This is a genomic window from Pseudomonas sp. RW10S2, assembly GCF_014268985.1.
Taxonomy (GTDB): domain Bacteria; phylum Pseudomonadota; class Gammaproteobacteria; order Pseudomonadales; family Pseudomonadaceae; genus Aquipseudomonas; species Aquipseudomonas wayambapalatensis.
Map to the genome: position 1 here is coordinate 1 of NZ_JABWRO010000251.1, position 390 is coordinate 390.

At 65.6% G+C, this 390-nt stretch carries 1 protein-coding gene; it reads right to left on the reverse strand.

What is annotated here, in order from left to right; translation table 11 throughout:
* A partial coding sequence (locus tag HU729_RS25590) for an AMP-binding protein (RefSeq protein ID WP_186711928.1) occupies window positions 1–390 on the reverse strand: 390 nt, incomplete at both ends.

A 390-nucleotide genomic window follows, 5' to 3' on the forward strand; every position in this document is an offset into this window, starting at 1 on the left:
CTGTTGATCAGGCGCACCCGATCCCGCGCTTCCAGCTCAGGCAGTTCCAGGGCATTGCGCGCACCCACGATGAAACCGCCCCCCGCCAGGGTCACGAACAGCTCCCACACCGACAGGTCGAAACAGATCGAGGTGCTGGCCAGCACGCCCTGAATGTCCGCCTGGCTGTAGACCTGCTGCGACCAGGCCACCAGCGCGGCGACGTTGCGGTGAGCAATGGCCACGCCTTTCGGGCGACCGGTGGAGCCGGAGGTATAGATCACATAGGCCAGGTTATCGGCCACGGCACGGGCTGGCAGGTCACTGTCGTCGCCGTCCAGCGTTAGCTCATCAAGCAGCACGGTTGCGAAGGCACCGTCCACCGCCAGTGCATCGAGCACCGCGCGTTCG